Below are 17,452 nucleotides of genomic sequence, written 5' to 3'. Positions count from 1 at the left end.
GTGGTGGCACGAATTTTCACTTCATAGCACTGACGATGCAAAAGGTCAATCGTCTAAATTCGATTCAACAGGTACTACGAAGGTTGATCGGGAATGGATTTGCGGCCGAGCGGAGATTCCCTGTCGGCCGACCTATGACAACATCTCGTTCTGGGGAGAGGAAATCACCAGTAGCAGACATCCCTCGTCCGTCGACGTATCATGGTGCACGGTCCCGGCTTCGGCGCGATGATAGTCCCCTACCGTCATCTCACGACCGGCGATACTGCATCCCCCTCCGAGGACATAGAGCTCTTCCACTGCGGTATGACGATGCGGGGCATAGCTGGTACCGGGTGCAAAACGGAGGACTGTGGTGGCCCTACGGGAAGTCGGATCGAAGGAGAGCAACTTAGCCGTCACTCCCGGAGCGATTCTCCGCCAGGTTCCTTCCGACGCCCTGATGAAGGTAAGCCCCTTTGTCGGCTGTTGAAACGCGATCTTGGCTTTCCAATACCTCACCCGCTCGGAGGTCACGAGGCGAATGACAAGAGTCCGCATAAAGTTTGAACCGGTTGTCCAATAGGATCGGAGCCAAGAGAACAGGAGACCGGAGTCTTGAGGGGGGCGAATCCGACTCTCATCCAATCTCCCATCGCCTGATGAAACAGGTGTTACCTTCTGGACATGCATCGACTCTTCGAGGACAAGCCGGACATCCGAATGTCTTTCGATGCGGGACATGAGTCGCTCGCGTAGGGAATCCGGCGGCCTAACAGGAGCGGAACCTAAGGCCACGGTATTGGCGGTCAACTCAAACTGTTCGACTTCCCGAGCCGCTTCCATCGCAATCCGGGCGACAAGTCGTTCGCGTAGGGTCGCCGGAGGCGTCACTGGAGCCACCGCATCGGCCAAAGCGCCACTGGTCACGCGATAGGCCCTCACCGCTTCTCTCAAGAGATCCGACTCTCCTTGGAGTCTGACCATAAAGGCCTGACGATCCTCAGGATCCAAAACCCCAAGAGCATGGAGCATTGCCTGCTCTTCTAATTCTTCCGACAACTTCTCGGTCACAACGCTAAACCATCCTCATAGGGCGCGAGGGCTTCGCGCAATTTAATCATACCCAATCTGATTCTCGTCTTCACCGTACCGAGAGGCAGCTGCAGCTTTTCCGCGATTTCACTTTGACTGAAGCCATAGAAATAGGCCAGTGCGATCGCTTGCCGCTGCTCTGCCGTCAGGACCGCCAAGGCCTGTTGGACATACCGTCGCCGCTCTTGGCCTTCGACATCCTGCTCCGGCGTGTCGTCGTCGCTGGCAAATAGTTCGACAGAATCCAACGATTCGAGGCGCCCATGTTCGACCGCCCCGGCACGGAACCGGTCGATCGCCCTTGTCCGTGCCAGGGTCATCAGCCAAGCCCCCGGCGCCCCTCTTGTATGGTCATAGGTATGAGCCTGGCGCCACACTTGGGTGTAGACGTCTAACGTAACTTCTTCGGCTGCTTCACGATTATTGAGAATCTTGTAGATAAAGCCGAATACCTGGGGACTGGTCCGATCGTAGAATGTGGCGAGCGCGGCCTGATCTCCCTGCGCGGTCCGTGCTATCAGGTGCGCCCATTCTTGGTCTTGTGTCGGCTTGGTGGCTTCCCCTGACATGACCAACATACCAGTCCCCCCCCTTTAGCTGGTACGAGAACATGGGGGGAATTGGATTTGCTGAATTGAGCCGTTCTGTGCCCTGTCTCTCGAAGGGACTCGACTATAACAGCAGCCGATAGACCTCGCAAGCAGACCTTCCGCGCGAAGAAATCCAAACGACATCCTGTCTCGTAGTGGAGAACAGACCGCCGGCAGGTCCTGATTCGAAAGATGACTTTCTACCGCCATGAGTAACCATGAGAGGAGAGCAGAGTCATGAAACCACCAATGTTTTGGCTTCTCGGCGTCCTCTGCGCCGTCGGACTCTTGTCCGGCTGCAGCGGCAGCGACAATATGCCTATCCTGACAGCTCCGAGTCCAGCCGTCGCTGTCACGGATGATCAGCGCACTCCGCAATCAGACGCACTCACATCGGACGAGGCAGCACTGGTCAGCCAAGCTGACTCAGAACCCATTCTGGCGCCTGAGCCGGATCTGTAACCCGTCATTCACCAGAAAGATCCACAAGGAGGACATCATGTTCGCTCGAATTCGACCGCTCATCCTGACGATACTGGCTGTGTTCATGACGACGCCGGTCCTAGCTGCAAGCCATCGCGAGGCTCCGATGATCGCCAATGATCCGACGGCGGATATCACGGATTTCTATTTCTTTCGGAGCTGGCAGGATCCCGACAAGGCCATCCTGATCATGAATGTGATTCCGGGTCAGGAGCCGGGCTCAGGCCCCAACTACTTCAACTTCGCGGACGACGTGCTCTATGAAATTCATATCGACAACAACAAGGACAACATCGCAGGGAACATCGTCTATCAGATCAGGTTCAAGACTGAGATCAGGCCACCAGGAAACGTGTTCCCACTAGCCTATGTCGCGTTACCTCCCATCACAGCCCTCACCGGTGGAGGATCCGAAGGGCTGCTGGTACGGCAAAGCTACAGCGTCACGGAGCGGCGGTCTGGTCGGTCGCCACGCGATCTCGGCACCGGTTCAATGTTCGCCGTGCCGTCGAACGTCGGCCCTCGCACCACGCCGAAGTACGAAGATCTGGCAGCCAAGGGGGTTTTCCCGCTGAAAAACGGAGGGAGAGTCTTCGCCGGCCAACGGGATGAAACCTTCTACATCGACATAGGAGGCACGTTCGACACGTTGAATTTGCATATCTCTCCGATTCTTTCCAATGCGGACGACGCCAACGATGCCGTCATCGTCGGAGCGCCGGGCGCCGGTACCGCCGATACGTTCAGCGGCTTCAACGTCAACACAATCGCGCTAGAAATTCCCATCAGCGAGCTCCTCGGCCCGAACGGCAATAAGGTGCTCGGCGCCTACGCCAGCACGAGCCGGCCTAAGGTCAGCGTCATCAAGAAAAACGGCGACCGTGACAACAGCACCCGCTTCGTTCAAGTGGCGCGCATGGGCAATCCGCTCGTGAACGAGTTGATCATCGCCACGAACATGAAGGACAAGTGGAACGCCACGGATGCTGAAGACGAGAACGAATTCGTTCCTTTCTACTGCAATTCGGCCCTGGCCACGGCACTCAACGCGGTCTTCGGCACCGGTTTCCCGACGGCGAACCGAGAAGATCTCGTGAACGCCTTGCTCCGGTATGCGCCGGGCCCACCGGTCTGCGGCTCCGGCAAGATCCATGAAGTCCTGGCTGAGCTCTTACGAGTCGATTTGGACGTCCCACCGACCCAGGCCGACGGCCAGAGGCGACTGGGCCCTCTCGCCCATGACGCGAGCGGCAATGCCACGCCGGATAGAGCCGGCTGGCCGAACGGTCGAAGACCCAACGACGATGTGACCGATGTCGCCTTGCGCGTCGTAGCCGGTATTCTGACCAATCCTGCGACCCCGAACCTCGGCGACGGAGTCAACTTCAACGTCGGATCAGTCGGCGGCAACAAGACAGCCAACGGTATCGCAACGATGTTTCCCTTCCTTCCAACACCGTTCGACGGACGAGACCGTCGGCATATCGATCCGGGAGAGCCATTCTAGTCATCGTCAAGCGGGTGCTTCGTACCTACGCGGCACCCGCACCACGACGAGGTAGTCCAATGATTCGATTGTCATCTCTCACCCTGATCGCCATCCTCGGATGGTTCACGCTGAGTCACGTCGGCATCGCTTCCCCCGAACCCTACCGACCAATGGATGATGCACAGGTCCTTGAGCGACTTACCTTCAAAGCGTCCGATCCCTTCGCGCGCGAGATCGAGAGCCTACGCGCCGATCTTCGACGTAACCCCCGCAATCTTGATTCGACCATACAACTAGCCACTCGTTACATCGAGCAAGGTCGATCGGAAGGTGACCCTCGCTTTCTTGGGCAAGCCCAGGCAGTCCTTACCCCTTGGTTGAACGAGCCAATACCACCGCCTCCGGCACTCCTTTTACGAGCAACGATCAGGCAGAACGCACACGAATTCGATCAGGCATTGGCGGATCTCGACCAGGTATTGGTTATCCAACCGACCAATGCTCAAGCGTGGCTCACCAAAGCATCCATTCTCCAAGTACAGGCTCGCTACGACGAGGCCCGGCGAGCCTGCCGGCGGCTCGCACGCTTGGCTGCAGCTCATGTGCTGCTCGGATGCTTGGGCGATATCGCCGGCGTGACCGGCCAATCATCGAAAAGTCTGGAGCTGCTCCGGCAGGTGCTGTCGGGATCGAGTCTCTCAGGACGCGAGCGAATCTGGATTGCGACGATTCTGGCTGAAACTGCCGCGCGCACTGGAGCAATACGAGAGGCTGAAGAATATTTCTCTGAGGCTTTCAAGGTCGGCATCAAGGATCAATACTTGCTAGGCGCCTATGCGGATTTCTTACTGGATCAGCACCGTTATCAGGACGTCATTTCCGTACTCCAATCTGAGACGAGAGCCGATGGCCTGCTCTTGCGTCTGACCCTCGCTGAACAAGCGTTGGAGCTGCCTGCGTTCCAGAACCATACAGCCGAACTGGCAGCCCGCTTCGCCGCTAGTCGCGAGCGCGGAACGACCGTCCATGTGAGAGAAGAAGCACGGTTCACGTTGGCGTTGCTGCATGATGCCGGACAGGCGCTGCCGTTAGCCCAGGCCAATTGGAGCGTCCAGCGAGAACCGGCGGACGCCAGGATTCTCCTGGAATGTGCGCTCGCCGACAAGAACCGAGCGGCGGCCCAGCCGGTGCTCGGTTGGTTGAATGCCAACCATGTTGAAGATTTTCGACTGCGACAACTTGCGAACCAGATTCAGGAGACCACATTCTAATGCGCATCCTGCTCGTCATCGCCTGGCTTTTACTGAGCCTTCCCGCTTGGGCTCACAAGCCCAGCGACAGCTATCTCTCACTGTCCGTTCAGCACAGTCACGTTGAGGGGCAATGGGACATCGCGCTACGCGATCTGGCAGATGCCATCGGATTGGATGGGGATGGAAACGGTCACATCACCTGGGGAGAGGTCCGGAGCAAGCATGACGAGATTGGTGCCTATGCACTTTCTTATCTCGTCTTATCGGTTGATAAGCAAACGTGTAAGACTGAGGTGCTAGAGCAGCTGATCGATCACCACACAGACGGAGCTTACTCGGTGCTACGTTTCCGTTCAGATTGCGGGGGACCCATCGGACGGCTCGCGGTGGACTACCGACTCATGTTCGATATCGACGCGCAACATAAGGGACTCCTGCGGCTTACTCAAGGCGGACAAACCAGCGCCGCCATTTTCAGCCGAGAATCTCCGATCCAAGAATTCTCAGTCAACGAAAGGTCCCCTTGGACCGAGAGCATGGAATTCATTCACGAGGGCATCTGGCACATCTGGCTGGGTTTTGACCATGTTCTGTTTTTACTTGCTCTATTGCTTCCCGCTGTCCTGATCCGAGTGGATGGTCGCTGGCAAGCGGCGGGCGACTTTTCATCGGTATGGTGGAACGTCGTCACCATCGTCACGGCCTTTACCGTTGCCCATTCGCTCACGTTAAGTCTGGCTGCCCTGGATGTCGTACGATTACCATCTCGGTTAGTGGAATCGACCATCGCCGCTTCAGTGGTGCTTGCAGGACTTGGCAATTTGTATCCCACGGTCATGAGTCGTCGCTGGATGATTGCTTTTGGATTTGGGCTCGTTCATGGGTTCGGGTTTGCTGCAGTGCTTACGGATCTCGGACTGCCTCAGGATTCATTGTTGCTCAGCCTCGTCAGCTTCAACGTGGGGGTAGAACTCGGTCAGCTCGCTATCGTCGCCGCATTCTTACCTCTGGCCTATCTCATCCGCCGGTCCTGGTCCTACCCAAGATTGGTGCTCAACGGCGGATCGCTAGCGGTGATCGCCATCGCACTCATCTGGTTCACGGAACGGGCGTTCAATCTACAGCTGTTTCCGCTGTAACAGACCGCGGAAAAACTCGATTCGTGTGCTTCGACAGGCCTGTCCTGAGACCGGTCGAAGGGCTCATCACGAAGGGAAAACATCAGTAAATGCGATGATCACTCCGTTCGGCCTGGGACTCTCGAAGGATGAACGGAAGGGTGTCCGCAGCCTTTTAGAGCGAGGATACTGCAAGAGCGCCGGAGCCGGTGGTACAAATCACCACAGGTGAATGATCCAGCGCTCATGATGGACATCCCGAGACCGCGCGATTGGCTGATTATCAAGAGACTCCGCCCAAGCTGCGGCACTCGTCGTCTTCGGGGTCACACGGTCGTTCTTGAGCCGTTCGTGTCGATCCCTGCACACAGCGACATGTCCCCTTTTCGATCGACGGTCTAGCCGTTATTTCACGAGCCTCCAGAGGCCCTCTCCACGTCGCCTTGGCCGTCGCCGGGCGAGGAACCGGCATTGCTACCCCCAAGACAGAAGGTACGCTCTTCCGCAGGATGATGTCCCATGGAGCCTCCATAATAAGAGAAGTTCGCCGGTTCCGATTCTCGCGTATTCCAGATGTGAAGGCATTGCGCCATCAGGTGCGGCAGCATTCGTGGAGCGCCACCGAGCATTTCCTGACCGGCTCGTTGCGTCGTGCCGACTACAGTCAGTCGATTACCTGCCTGCAACAGACTCGGCTCTGCAGGCCCTTTAAAAGTGATCGCAAACCAGGGTGCGCCGTCCTCTTCGACGCTCGACGGGTCCGTTCCAAGCTTCGCCTCAAGGGGCCTCTCTTCGGCAAGAATGACGATGCTGTCTGGCTTCCGAATCACTTTTATGATCTCACCCGCTAATTCCACTTTGTGAGAGACAAACTTCGCGCTCGACGGGTGATAGGCCTGGTCCCCCCAGGCCTTGGCGTCAAAGGTGTTGGCTTCGACGCCCTTCGTAACCGCCGGTGGGAACATCGGGGCGGTTGAACAAGCGCTCAACCACAGACTCATCGTGATCAATCCGATGATACGCATGAGAGACTCTCCTTTCATCAATGCGCCTCATCTTCCATGAGTCCACCCGTCTACTGGGTACCTGTTGCTCACAGTGCCCAACATCGTTGGGCTTCCGGCATGTGGGAGAGCATATCGACCTGATTGGATCGAGGATCATCCGTATGCGTGATGGCTCGGGAAAGGACATGGATCAACTTCTCGATATCGACCGGCTTGGACAGACATGCAAAGGCTCCCTGGGCCATCGCCGGCCAGACAATACCGGGGGGATTACCGGACAGGAGGATGACGGGCAGCTGCGGCCACACCAGGTGACATTGCCGGAGGAGATCCAGGCCATCGAGGTACGGAATATGTCGGTCGGTGATCAAGGCATCGAAATGACGTTGGTGGAGTTCCCTCAAAGCCTGCAAGCCATCCGCGACCGCCACCACCGCGAAGTAGTGCAACTCCAGTTGTCCCACCAAAGGGCGGCCGAGCCGCGCTTCATCGTCAACCACTAACAGGCGCTTTCCGTATCCCACCATCGTGTGCTCCCTCCATTATTTGAAGCGATCCCAGAGACCTCGATATGAGGCCGGGGTAGAGGCAAAGGGAGGATGGCCTCCACCCCGCACTCGGTCCGTGCTGAGAAGCTAGAAGCCCGGACCTTGATCATCACTGGAACTCCATCGAGGCAATAGAGCCAGAGCCGTTGTCCTGTATCGAGGACTTGCCCAATGCTGGGGACCTCAGGACCTGTTCGAGTTCTCCGGTCGCGTGACCGGTGACCTGTGCGAGGTAGCTGTCCTGCGTCCAATGGCACTCCTCAGAAACACGAGCAAGAAACAGACCGTTCGTACTCGACATGTGAAACCACTATTATGAGAGGCATCTTGGAACAGATTCGCGAGGTCTCGTGATGCGCCTTGTGATCAGGGCGACCATGTCTCCAGCCCCTCGAAGCCTCCGATCGCTCTACTTCTAAGACGGAGCGAGGGGTGGAAAGGTTACACGCGATCTGAGAGTGAATGAAGAAAGCGAATAACAGGGACCTGTGACCTTTTGACTCGCCGTATCGTCTTGATACAGAGAATCGCCGTCCACACCTGCTGCGACCTTTGACAGACGCAACAAGCGACGGACTTGGAGGCAGATGTGGCTTTAAACCTCGCCTCCGTCCTCCCCATACTGGGTGAGCATGTGAGGCAGGTTGGCCGACCTCTATTCTCCTTGAATCGGGATATACATGACGTTGCCCTGACGGTTCACGAGCAAGAGGGCGAGGTCGGTGGGTTTGAGGGGATCGGCGAGACGTTGGAGTACCGCGAAACTGTTCACATGTTGTCGGTTCATTTCCAGCACGACGTCACCCGGTTGCAAACCGGAGGTTTCGGCCAAGCTGCCTTCTTCGATATCTGTCACGACAACGCCGGTATTCACCGGCAAATCCATCTGCCGTGCCAGAGGAGGAGTGACGTCATCGAAGACCACTCCGGAGAGCGGATGGACCGTCGATACAGCCGACGATGCAATCTGACTTTTCTTCGTACGTTCACGCGGCGCTTCCTGAATGACCAGATCGGCTTGATACTGCTTCCCATCCCGGATGAGGTCCAGGCGATGTTTGCTCCCGATCGGCGATTGTGCCACCAGATTCCGCAACTGACCGCTGTCCATGATGTCCCGCCCGTCGAAACGCACCACCACATCGCCTCGTTTCAGACCCGCTCGTTCCGCCGTCCCCCTGGATTGCACATCGGTGACAATCGCGCCCTTGACATCCGGCAAGCGGAAAATTTTCCCCAGTGAGGGAGTCACGTCCTGCGTCGAGGCTCCCAAAAAACCTCGCACCACACGACCCGTCCTCAGAAGACATTGCATGGCGGCCCGGGCCATGTTGCTGGGAATCGCACACCCGACTCCCACGCTGCCGCCGGTCGGACTCGCGATCGCCGTATTGATCCCGATCAGCTCGCCATGAATATTGCCGAGCGCGCCGCCTGAATTCCCAGGATTGATCGGAGCATCGGTCTGGATGAAGTCCTCGCAGTCCGCCACGCCGACCTCCGCGCGCCCAACCGCGCTCACGATGCCGAACGTGACGCTGCGGCTCACTCCCAGCGGGTTGCCGATGGCGAGCACGAAGTCGCCGACGGCCAGATGGCTCGAATCCCCCCAGATCGCCGACGGCAGATTCGAGGCCTGAATCTTCACCACCGCCACGTCGGTCTTTGGATCCGTCGCGACCACCTTTCCCTTGTATTGGCGGCGATCCGCCAGGATCACTTCCACATCGACGGCATCTGCGACCACATGGTTATTCGTGATGATGTAGCCGTCCGGCGTGACAATCACGCCCGACCCCTGGCCATATTGTCGGCGGGTCGGCGGCTCTTTGAACAGACCGAACGGCAAGGCTTCGTCGCTGAAGGCCTGATCGCGCACCATCACGGTGGATGCGATACTGACCACCGCCGGAATGACCCTATTGGCTGTACCTTTGACTTGGCTCTGCAAATCGTGGCCGTTGGCCGCCGGAATCTGTTGAGGGCCGGCCAGTCCCAAACTCGGAACCATCAGACCGACGAAGATACCCCAGGCAACGCTGTGCATCCCCATACCCCGGCTGCTGTCCACCAATGTGCTTCTCATGCGGGGAGCCTGTTCAAAATCGTCAAATTACCGTAGTCAGCCTTTGATGTTGTGCCGGCGCACGCATCCATAATTCGATCTGACGCAAGCTACAAAACTACGTCCTACGGACAACTGCTTTCTCGCCGACTCATTCTGCACCTTCTGCGGGCAAGATAGTACCTATTCTTCACACAGCGTGTAAATAAATACCGCACCGGCCTTCGCGTCCAGACCAGCCTGTTCACCGTCGGTTCGACGGGTCGGCAGTCGATTGGGAGGCAGACATGCGATTGTGCTACGATGATCGTCCGCTTTTTTCATGTTAGACCTAGTTGGTAGCGGGGAGGTACAGGATGATACGTCTCGCGAACTTCATTGCCGCTCTGCTGCTGACAACGGCTCTAGGAATTCTTGTCTCCCCTGGACAGGCCGAAGAAGGCAAGTTTGGGACCCCCAAGGGAGATGAGGGCACCAGGATTTTCAAAGCCACTGAGCATCCCCATTACAGCGGCGAGTTTCACCTCAAAGGCGAACGGGCGATGCTCATCGGAAGCATGAGCGATACGACACCCTGGGATCATCTGGACTATGCGGGCAAACACTTGAACGCCGTGAAGGGAACGATTGAGATCGAGGTGAATGAACTGACCAACAAGGGGCGAGTGGTAGCCGAGTTTGTCGAAGGGACTGACCGGTATCGCATTGTCTTCGACCGGTTTGCCGCGAAAGCGCCGTTCCAGGATGGAGGCATTGCCACCAGAATCTATGAACATGGAGATTCGAACAATGGCGATCCTTTGTATCCGAAAACCTGGCTGTACTTGGGCGGCTGGGGGACTGCAACGATGTATAAGGATGACCAGGTGCTCTACAAGGATTATGACGCACATTTCATGGTGATGGAGCGCTCGCGCGATCCCAAAACCCACGAGGTCCGCTATCCAATCAAACGCACCCTGCCCGGCGGCGAAACCGATCCGGCTGGGATGGAGATAGATCTCTGGGTGAGATCCAAGGAACAAAATACAAACAACTTTCCTCCCTTTGAGACCTTTGTTCATCTTTGTTGGGAAGAAGTGACCTGGCGATAAGGTGAAGGGGATTGCGGTAATGGAAAAGAAAACGTTTAAAAACCTACAAGCCTTCGCAGAGAACAATTTCGTTCGAAAGCGGATCTGGCAAACGGACCAGCTCCATTGCAATATCTACTGCTTTGAGCCAGGACAACAGAACAACCTGCATCGCCATCCGGTCTCTGATGAAGTCGTGTTGTGCTTAGAAGGCGAAGGGGTGATTGTGGTAGGGACCGAGCAACAGACCATCAAAGTCGGAGAGACCGTCTTAGTCCCGATGAATACCCCCCATGGATACATCAATACCAGCCAAAACCACCGCATGATCATCAGCGTCGTGCAATGTCCGCTTCCGATCGAACATGTGCCGGTCGAGCCCGGCGACGTATCCACACTGATCAACGCTTAACCTATGCGACTATTCAAGACGGCTCCTCAACGCATGCTCCTGCTGATCATCATGGCTCTGGCTGTGCCGACAGCTGGGTTCTCGCTTGAGAGCACCACCCGCGTGTGGACGTTTGATCAAGATTCATCGGAAAGGCTTCCGTCAGAGTTCCACGTGGGCACCTTGTTTGATGGCAGGCCTGCCGGAGAGTGGAGGGTCCTCGAAACGGATCGCGCACCGAGTCCTCCTCACGTGCTCGCTCAGCTTATGGGGAAGGGCGCAGAGCATGCGTATAAAACGGTGCTCATCGATGGGATCACGGCATCCGACCTCGATCTTCAAGTCTCACTCTTGCCAATCGATGGTAAAGCCGATATGGGAGGCGGCCTCATCTGGCGCGCCGCCGATGACCGCAACTACTATCTGACGAGAGCCAATCCCTTGGAGCAGAATATTCGGATCTATCGGGTCGTGAAGGGGGTCCGACATATGCTCAAGAACTTCGATCAGATCATTGACGTCCGACAGTGGCATACCCTTCGCGTCATCACGAGAGGATGCCAAGTCCAAGTCTTCTTTGATAACAAGCAGGTGTTTGATGTCTGCGATCAGACCTTCCCAACCGGCCGGGTTGGACTCTGGACCAAGTCCGATGCCGTCACCTATTTCGACGATCTGAAGCTCCGGATTGCACGCTGAGGCAAGCCTCTGTATGTGATGATACGGAGATCGCCTTTGACAGAGTCGTGCGAGGCATATACCCGACGACCGCCATCATCCTCACAGGGGAAATGGTTGCTCCAATGATGCCGACTTGGTCGGCCGAGACGCCATCTAGCGCCCATCCCCAGAGTAAAACCGATCTCAAAAGTTTTTGAGGAGCATGGTGGAAGCGGACAAATCCTAGAAGTTGGTGGCATAGCACTCCCAGCGAACCAGAGACACCGTTTGCCACTGCAACCAGGCAAAGAACCGTTCGGCCTCATTCAAACATCTGTAAATCGTAACAACTATTGCTGCTAAAGAAACAATCCGCCCAACTGTGCGACATACGCATTCTCAGTAAGGAAACCGATGAGGGGTAGCGGGCAACCTTCTCTACTGTCCGTCGTTGTTCGATGGAAACCTTATTCGCCGAGATTGAGAGTGTACTGTTTTTATACAGTCACAGCCGATTTGATATGCCATATCCGACTAAAGCAGACTAAAGTGATTGATTTTATGTTCGCGATTCAATCAGAATTTCAAGGCCATCTGTTCTCATTATCTTCACCCAGCCAATGGAACGTTTGAACGACAACCTTCTTTATCCCTTCACCCAAGGAGGCGATGATGATTAACCGCCTAATAGAAAGCGGCCAACCTGTCGAGGTTTAAGACACAAGCTTTACCGCCGATGTACTGGGTCGTTACATCTGCAGCACATGGGATGAAGCCGTCAACAACGGCGGGGTAATGTTTGATGCCGTGGTCATTGGCGCCGGCATGTTTGGAGCCTATTGTGCCGAAAAAATTTATCGCAATGCCAACTTACGTGTCCTTGTGCTCGAAGCCGGGAGCTTCCTCGTGTCAGAGCATGTTCAAAATTTGGCGCGCATCGGACTGAATACCGGGCCTACGATTCAAGTCGCCGCAAACAACCAAGATCCTGGACCCAGAAATCGCGTGTGGGGTTCACCCTGGAGAAGCCAGGTGGGATTTCCTGGTCTCGCCTATTGCGTCGGAGGACGATCCCTCTACTGGGGAGGTTGGTCACCTCGGCTGACCGACGCTGATTTAGCGAATTGGCCGCCAGAGATCGTGCGGTTTCTCAAGGGTCCACGGGCTCAATGGCCATCGGATCTTGCCGCGTTTCTAGCGGCAGTGCCGCCGGCACCGCTGGCCGACTTCAAGGATGGCTACGAAGCCGTTGAAAAAGAAACGGGCGTGTTCGATAAGACGGATTACATCTCCGGCCCCTTGAATGCCGAACTTACAAAACAATTCACTGCAGTCTTCAAGTCAGTACCAACCCTCGATGCTATTGAAGAGGCTCCTCTGGCGGTTCAAGCCGCTCCTCCCGCCTCAGGCCTGTTCAGTTTCGATAAATATAGTAGCGCGCCCATCTTGACCGACGCCATTCGAGAAGCGGCAAACAACCCCGACTGGAGGCGACGACTGTTTCTCGTGCCACGAGCCCATGTTGTGAAATTACATACGACCGGCGACACGGTTACCCAGATTGAAGTGTACGTCAATGGCCAACAGAAATTTTTGCCGGTTCCTTCGACCTGTGCGATCGTTCTTGCCTCGAGCACCATTGAAGCCACTCGCTTGGCAATGACGTCGTTTCCCACACCGCTGATTGGACGCAACCTCATGGCACATTTGCGGAGCAACACAGTCGTGAGGATTAAACGCGCCGCTTTTGATCCAGCCTTGCCCAAACAGTTGGAAGCATCCGCGTTACTCGCCCGGGGCTCAACTCCGCAAGGCCGGTATCATCTCCAAATCACCGCTGCTGCGGTTATGGGAGCAGCCTCAGAAGCCACGATGTGGCGAATGATCCCTGACATTGATCTCGTCCATCGTACCCTAGCTTCGCAACAGGCGGATTCAATTGTCATCACCTTGCGCGGGATTGGCGAGATGTTAGGAAGTCAAGACGCCACTGTTCCAAAGATCACGGGAACATCGCCGAATTGGACCGACCTTAGTCCGGATCAAACCGATGAGTATGGACTCCAACGAGCCTGGGTCAATCTCGTAAAAAGCCAAGCCGACGATGCGCTATGGAACACCATGGATGATGCCACCATCGCTCTGGCCCAAAAGTTGGCCAAGAACCCGCAGAACATTGAGTATCAGTATGATGGCGGTTGGCATACCACACCTCCGCCACGCGGAAAGGTGCGCGACGGATTAGGCACCACGCATCACGAAGCGGGCACACTCTGGATGGGAACAGACCCGGCCATTAGGGCAATGGAACGCCTATGAAATTCAGGCGAAAGGAAACGACGTCACGGTGATTCTCAACAGTCAACTTGTCTGTTCTCTCAAGAATGGCAATCGACCCAAACAAGGATTTATTGGATTACAAAATCACCACATAGGGTCGCGCGTGCAATTTAGAAATATCCGGATTCAAAAATTGTGATCGCGCCCATGATTGCTGAATCTGACGAGGCTGTACTGACCTCCTAGTGACGGGAGTTTTGGTGCCAGCCTGGTGCCATAAGGAGTAACCGAATTTTCCGGCTATCACCTGGCGGTGAGATGACCGATCAGCATGTACATAATCAATCGCGTGGCAACAGTCTCACTGGCCATGAGGATGACCATACTCATGGGACGCTTGATCCGGCGTTCCTTCGCACCCAACGAGGCATTTGGGCACTCAAGTGGTCTCTCTGGGTATTACTGGCGACCGCTCTCTTTCAGTTGAGTATTGCCCTGATGTCCAACAGCGTCGCGCTGCTTGCGGACACCATTCATAACTTTGGGGATGCGGCAATCGCCATTCCGCTCTGGATCGCCTTTCGCGTTGTCCGGAAGAAACCCACGAACCGATACACATACGGGTACGGCCGGGTAGAAGATGCGGCGGGAATCGTGATCGTCCTGGCAATCTTCATCAGCGGGGTCGTCGTGGGGTACGAATCCCTTTTGCGACTCTTAACTCCACACCCTGTTGAGCATCTGTGGGCGGTAATTGTGGCATCGGTGGTGGGCTTTCTTGGCAATGAAGCCGTTGCGGTGTTTCGGATCAAAGTCGGGAGAGAGATCGGCAGCGCAGCCCTTGTGGCAGAAGGGTATCATGCCAGGACGGATGGCTTGGGGAGTTTGGCCGTCCTTGTGGGAGCACTAGGCGTGCGGTTCGGTCTCCCCCTAGCCGATCCGCTCATTGGCCTTCTGATTACCCTGATCATCTTCAAAATCGGGTGGGAGTCCGGCACGTCTCTGTTCACGCGACTCCTCGACGGAGTGGATCCTGAGATCGTTGAGGAAATCAGACATGCCGCAAAACATGTTCCCAGCGTGGAGGATATCGCCGAGGTCCGAGTCAGGTGGATCGGCCATCGGCTCCTGGCAGAGGTCAATATCGCGGTCGCTTCAGACCTGACCGTCGAACAAGGTCATGACATCGCCAAAGAGGTGCGCCACCAACTGCTGCATCATCTGCCGTATCTTGCCAATGCCACGATTCATGTTGACCCGTTCGGCGCGTCGGGAGAGCGCCACCATGGGATCAGTGCCCATGATCATGACGAGCTACTGACCCATTCGCATTAAGAATGGAGTCTGTCCCATGGGAAAAACGACGTTCGAAGACATGAAGACCTTTCCCGAGAACAGTTTTGTTCGGAAGCGGATCTAGCAGACAGCCAGCTCCGTCGCAACGTGTCCTGCTTTGAGCCAGGACAGCAGAACAGCCTTCATCGCCATCCTGTCTCTGATGGATCTGAAGCCGTGACCTATTTCGATGATCTGAAGCTGCAGATCATACGCTGAGAAACATTCAGTACCGACAAGGGCCTATGTCCGCACATACGGGGCCTCACTCGTTGACTTCCCCGACCCCATGCTGACAACAAGTCGACGTTGCTGGGCTTGTTCCACTACCCAGACAATCTTTATAGGCCGCATAGGCCTTGAGAGCCCACTCTTCTCCGGGGCACCCTTGCATCGTCATCGCGACTTCGAGGAATTCGACCAATTCTTCCTGAGTGATCCCCTGGTGGTAGGCCATCTGGACGTAGGCACGAATACAAGGCTCGCAACGAATCGCGATCGAAATGGCCATGGCAGTGAGTAATTTGTGCTTGGCTGCCACAGCTCCATCTCGATACGCCTGTTGCCGCATGCGCAACAGCCCTCCGGTGACTTGCGGACTCAACTTTCTCAGTTCTGCAAAGAGTCCGGTTTCACTACTTGGCGCTTGGTCCATGAACATTTCTCCTTCCTCGGTCTGACAGAACCAGGAAACAGCAAATAGTCCCTCCCCCAGAGCTTTTCCCTTGGAGATGCTGTTGGCCGTGCTATTTGGTGAGCACCTGCGCCTTATACGCCGACAGTGGGCTGCTGGCGCTCTCGACCGCCTTGATCAAGGCCTCCACATCCGTCTTCTCCGGATCAAACGTCACTGATGCGCGGGCGTCCGAATAATTGGGGAACCAGATCCACTTCTTTCCCGTGCTGAGCCCCACCTCACTGACACCGGACACCTTGGCCAGCGCGGCTTTGACATCCTTGACACATCCCCCGCAAGTCATGCCATCGATCTGCAATGTGACGGTCTGCCGGCTGTGGCTTGCATCGACATTTTCTTGAAATCCGCTCAGGCTTAGTGTCACAACACCAATCACAATTATCGTATGAACGAGTTTCCACATGGCTGATTTCCTCCTCTCCATCGCCCCGGTTCCCTCTAGGGAGACAGGCCGGTTGATAATGATGTTCCGCCCTCACATCTCTCGCTTCACGGGAATCACAGACCCAACCAATAGGGTGCCAGAACCAGTGCCAACGCCAACGACGCCATGATCCAAAGCCATGTCCTGTTGCGACTCTTCGGACTTCCCTGAGCACACACTTCTCCCGTCGCGCATCTCGCTGTCTCCGGCTTTCTATAAGCAAGATAAAAGCCGATGCTCAGCAGAAGCATCGTCAGGCCGATGAACGCCGGTCGATACGGCAGAAGACCCTTCAAAACTCCAGCCGTACCGGCCCAGAAGCCTGTAGCCCCGACTCCCACACCAAGCGCCGCGAAAACCAGCGGCCCAATGCAGCAGACAGAAGCCAGCAACGCAGCGCTCAATCCACCGATCGAGAGGACCTTCACAGGTTTGCTTGACGATGTGGACCTGGAAGTGGATTCCTGATACGGACGCATGGCCATTACCTTCTCGATACGGCTCCTTTATCCAACCTCCTGAGAATCGGACAATGATCGGTCGGCTGCCCCACCCGGCAAGTTACGATCTGTGGGTTCCAATTACGAATCATGAAGAATGGTACCCACTCCTGCTTCCTCATGTCCTGGGAACATACATCATGATGATCATACCGCCCAAACAGAGCATCACTCCCATCACGTCATAGCGATCAGGACGGACTCCGTCGATACCCCAACCCCATAACAGGGATAATACGATAAACATGCCGCCGTATGCGGCATAGACTCGGCTAAAGTGTGCTGGTTGGAAGGTTGGGATGATGCCGTAGAGAATAAGAATGGCCGCTCCAACAATCCCGTAGCCAAGCGACCGTCCCTCGCGGAACCAGAGCCACACAAGATACCCACCTCCAATTTCACACAATCCTGCGAGCACGAATAACCCAAGAGAGATCGGTAGACTCATAAACTCCTCCCGTAGTC

The 17,452-nt window shown here is 55.9% G+C and carries 19 protein-coding genes; 9 read left to right on the top strand and 10 right to left on the bottom strand.

What is annotated here, in order from left to right:
• Positions 1 to 132: 132 nt before the first annotated feature.
• Positions 133 to 1,053, bottom strand: a complete 921-nt coding sequence (locus P0119_16525; protein MDF0667658.1) for a cupin domain-containing protein — start codon at positions 1,051 to 1,053, stop codon at positions 133 to 135.
• Positions 1,050 to 1,652, bottom strand: coding sequence for a sigma-70 family RNA polymerase sigma factor (locus P0119_16520; GenBank protein ID MDF0667657.1), 603 nt, complete (start codon positions 1,650 to 1,652; stop codon positions 1,050 to 1,052). Before P0119_16520 ends, P0119_16525 begins: the two co-directional genes overlap by 4 nt.
• Before the next feature lie 249 nt (positions 1,653 to 1,901).
• Between P0119_16520 and P0119_16515 the strand changes: the two genes are divergently transcribed.
• The 4 genes from P0119_16515 to P0119_16500 are packed head-to-tail and all read left to right on the top strand — an operon-like array spanning position 1,902 to position 6,028.
• Positions 1,902 to 2,126 (top strand): hypothetical protein, encoded by a 225-nt coding sequence (locus P0119_16515; protein ID MDF0667656.1) that lies wholly within the window; start codon positions 1,902 to 1,904, stop codon positions 2,124 to 2,126.
• Between the two features lie 37 nt (positions 2,127 to 2,163).
• Positions 2,164 to 3,654 carry a DUF4331 domain-containing protein gene (locus tag P0119_16510; protein ID MDF0667655.1) on the top strand — a complete coding sequence of 497 codons (1,491 nt, stop codon included), beginning with the start codon at positions 2,164 to 2,166 and terminating at the stop codon, positions 3,652 to 3,654.
• Between the two features lie 59 nt (positions 3,655 to 3,713).
• The gene (locus tag P0119_16505; protein MDF0667654.1) at positions 3,714 to 4,907 is read left to right on the top strand and encodes a hypothetical protein; all 1,194 of its coding nucleotides are present in this window, start codon (positions 3,714 to 3,716) and stop codon (positions 4,905 to 4,907) included.
• The gene (locus tag P0119_16500; protein ID MDF0667653.1) at positions 4,907 to 6,028 is read left to right on the top strand and encodes a HupE/UreJ family protein; all 1,122 of its coding nucleotides are present in this window, start codon (positions 4,907 to 4,909) and stop codon (positions 6,026 to 6,028) included. The genes P0119_16505 and P0119_16500 overlap by 1 nt, the downstream gene beginning before the upstream one ends.
• Before the next feature lie 389 nt (positions 6,029 to 6,417).
• Here the strand turns inward: P0119_16500 and P0119_16495 are convergent, their stop codons facing one another.
• The 4 genes from P0119_16495 to P0119_16480 form a co-directional block, all read right to left on the bottom strand.
• Complete coding sequence (locus tag P0119_16495; GenBank protein ID MDF0667652.1) at positions 6,418 to 7,050, bottom strand: Slp family lipoprotein; 633 nt, start codon at positions 7,048 to 7,050, stop codon at positions 6,418 to 6,420.
• 50 nt (positions 7,051 to 7,100) lie between these two features.
• Positions 7,101 to 7,541 carry a response regulator gene (locus P0119_16490; protein ID MDF0667651.1) on the bottom strand — a complete coding sequence of 147 codons (441 nt, stop codon included), beginning with the start codon at positions 7,539 to 7,541 and terminating at the stop codon, positions 7,101 to 7,103.
• Positions 7,542 to 8,217: 676 nt separating this feature from the next.
• Positions 8,218 to 9,648, bottom strand: coding sequence for a Do family serine endopeptidase (locus tag P0119_16485; GenBank protein MDF0667650.1), 1,431 nt, complete (start codon positions 9,646 to 9,648; stop codon positions 8,218 to 8,220).
• A gap of 162 nt (positions 9,649 to 9,810) precedes the next feature.
• Positions 9,811 to 9,951, bottom strand: a complete 141-nt coding sequence (locus P0119_16480; protein MDF0667649.1) for a hypothetical protein — start codon at positions 9,949 to 9,951, stop codon at positions 9,811 to 9,813.
• Positions 9,952 to 9,983: 32 nt separating this feature from the next.
• On the opposite strand from P0119_16480, the gene P0119_16475 reads away from it, so the two are divergent.
• The 5 genes from P0119_16475 (at position 9,984) to P0119_16455 (ending at position 15,366) form a co-directional block, all read left to right on the top strand.
• Positions 9,984 to 10,721 (top strand): hypothetical protein, encoded by a 738-nt coding sequence (locus P0119_16475; GenBank protein ID MDF0667648.1) that lies wholly within the window; start codon positions 9,984 to 9,986, stop codon positions 10,719 to 10,721.
• Between the two features lie 19 nt (positions 10,722 to 10,740).
• Positions 10,741 to 11,112, top strand: a complete 372-nt coding sequence (locus tag P0119_16470) for a cupin domain-containing protein (GenBank protein ID MDF0667647.1) — start codon at positions 10,741 to 10,743, stop codon at positions 11,110 to 11,112.
• Positions 11,113 to 11,115: 3 nt separating this feature from the next.
• Positions 11,116 to 11,790, top strand: coding sequence for a hypothetical protein (locus P0119_16465; GenBank protein MDF0667646.1), 675 nt, complete (start codon positions 11,116 to 11,118; stop codon positions 11,788 to 11,790).
• A 756-nt stretch (positions 11,791 to 12,546) separates the two neighbouring features.
• Positions 12,547 to 14,070 (top strand): hypothetical protein, encoded by a 1,524-nt coding sequence (locus P0119_16460; GenBank protein MDF0667645.1) that lies wholly within the window; start codon positions 12,547 to 12,549, stop codon positions 14,068 to 14,070.
• A gap of 279 nt (positions 14,071 to 14,349) precedes the next feature.
• Entirely contained in the window at positions 14,350 to 15,366 is a 1,017-nt protein-coding gene (locus tag P0119_16455; protein MDF0667644.1) for a cation diffusion facilitator family transporter, read from the top strand.
• Positions 15,367 to 15,631: 265 nt separating this feature from the next.
• Here P0119_16455 and P0119_16450 read toward each other — a convergent pair whose 3' ends face one another.
• The 4 genes from P0119_16450 to P0119_16435 form a co-directional block, all read right to left on the bottom strand.
• Entirely contained in the window at positions 15,632 to 16,021 is a 390-nt protein-coding gene (locus P0119_16450; GenBank protein ID MDF0667643.1) for a carboxymuconolactone decarboxylase family protein, read from the bottom strand.
• A gap of 91 nt (positions 16,022 to 16,112) precedes the next feature.
• Entirely contained in the window at positions 16,113 to 16,466 is a 354-nt protein-coding gene (locus P0119_16445) for a heavy-metal-associated domain-containing protein (GenBank protein ID MDF0667642.1), read from the bottom strand.
• Between the two features lie 95 nt (positions 16,467 to 16,561).
• A complete protein-coding gene (locus P0119_16440; GenBank protein ID MDF0667641.1) occupies positions 16,562 to 16,966 on the bottom strand; it encodes a mercuric transporter MerT family protein in 405 nt (134 codons plus the stop codon).
• A gap of 139 nt (positions 16,967 to 17,105) precedes the next feature.
• Entirely contained in the window at positions 17,106 to 17,435 is a 330-nt protein-coding gene (locus P0119_16435) for a YnfA family protein (GenBank protein MDF0667640.1), read from the bottom strand.
• Positions 17,436 to 17,452 lie beyond the last annotated feature (17 nt).

It is taken from the genome of Nitrospira sp., assembly GCA_029194665.1.
GTDB lineage: Bacteria > Nitrospirota > Nitrospiria > Nitrospirales > Nitrospiraceae > Nitrospira_D.
The sequence above is the reverse complement of the archived record's forward strand: the minus strand, read 5'-3'. Positions and strand labels throughout refer to the sequence as shown.